The sequence below is a fragment of the Youngiibacter multivorans genome, assembly GCF_017873395.1.
GTDB classification, from domain to species: Bacteria; Bacillota; Clostridia; order Clostridiales; family Clostridiaceae; genus Youngiibacter; species Youngiibacter multivorans.
In genome coordinates this window covers 1-1,567 of record NZ_JAGGKC010000072.1, presented here as the reverse complement: position 1 = coordinate 1,567, position 1,567 = coordinate 1, and the positions used below count along the sequence as shown (strand labels likewise).

Annotated in this window: 1 rRNA gene; it reads right to left on the bottom strand. The window is 53.4% G+C overall.

From position 1 onward, the window contains the following. Positions 1–37: 37 nt before the first annotated feature. Positions 38–1,550: ribosomal RNA gene (locus tag J2Z34_RS17505) — 16S ribosomal RNA — on the bottom strand. Positions 1,551–1,567 lie beyond the last annotated feature (17 nt).

Here is a 1,567-nt window from a genome sequence, read left to right as displayed (position 1 = left end):
CGTATCAGAAGAAGTTACTCTTCTGTCGACTCCCTAGAAAGGAGGTGATCCAGCCGCAGGTTCTCCTACGGCTACCTTGTTACGACTTCACCCCAATCGCTGACCCTACCTTCGGCCGCTGGCTCCTTACGGTTACCCCACGGACTTCGGGTATTGCCAACTCTCATGGTGTGACGGGCGGTGTGTACAAGGCCCGGGAACGTATTCACCGCGACATGCTGATTCGCGATTACTAGCAACTCCGGCTTCATGCAGGCGAGTTTCAGCCTGCAATCCGAACTGGGATGAGGTTTGTGAGATTTGCTCCACCTCGCGGTCTTGCGTCTCTTTGTCCTCACCATTGTAGCACGTGTGTAGCCCTAGACATAAGGGGCATGATGATTTGACGTCATCCCCACCTTCCTCCCGGTTAACCCGGGCAGTCTCGCTAGAGTGCTCAACTTAATGGTAGCAACTAACGATAAGGGTTGCGCTCGTTGCGGGACTTAACCCAACATCTCACGACACGAGCTGACGACAACCATGCACCACCTGTCTTCCTGCTCCGAAGAGCTTCCCCAGTTACGGGTAATTCAGGAGATGTCAAGTCTAGGTAAGGTTCTTCGCGTTGCTTCGAATTAAACCACATGCTCCGCTGCTTGTGCGGGCCCCCGTCAATTCCTTTGAGTTTTAGTCTTGCGACCGTACTCCCCAGGCGGGGTACTTATTGTGTTAACGGCGGCACAGGGGGAGTCGATACCCCCTACACCTAGTACCCATAGTTTACGGCGTGGACTACCAGGGTATCTAATCCTGTTTGCTCCCCACGCTTTCATGCCTCAGTGTCAGTTACAGTCCAGAAAGCCGCCTTCGCCACTGGTGTTCCTCCTAATATCTACGCATTTCACCGCTACACTAGGAATTCCGCTTTCCTCTCCTGCACTCCAGATATCCAGTTTGGTATGCAGTTCCCGGGTTGAGCCCGGGGATTTCACATCCCACTTAAATATCCACCTACGCATTCTTTACGCCCAGTAAATCCGGACAACGCTCGCCACCTACGTATTACCGCGGCTGCTGGCACGTAGTTAGCCGTGGCTTGTTTTTCAGGTACCGTCATTATCGTCCCTGATCAAAGAGCTTTACGACCCGAAGGCCTTCATCACTCACGCGGCGTTGCTGCATCAGGGTTTCCCCCATTGTGCAATATTCCCCACTGCTGCCTCCCGTAGGAGTCTGGACCGTGTCTCAGTTCCAATGTGGCCGATCACCCTCTCAGGTCGGCTACGCATCGTCGCCTTGGTGGGCCGTTACCTCACCAACTAGCTAATGCGCCGCGGGTCCATCTCAAAGCGGATTGCTCCTTTAATCAAAGCACCATGCAGTGCTTTGATATTATGCGGTATTAATCTTCCTTTCGGAAGGCTATCCCCCACTTTGAGGCAGGTTACCCACGTGTTACTCACCCGTCCGCCGCTAAAGAGAAAAACGAATTCTTCTCCCCGCTCGACTTGCATGTGTTAGGCACGCCGCCAGCGTTCGTCCTGAGCCAGGATCAAACTCTCAAATTAAAAGTTTGCCTTGGCTG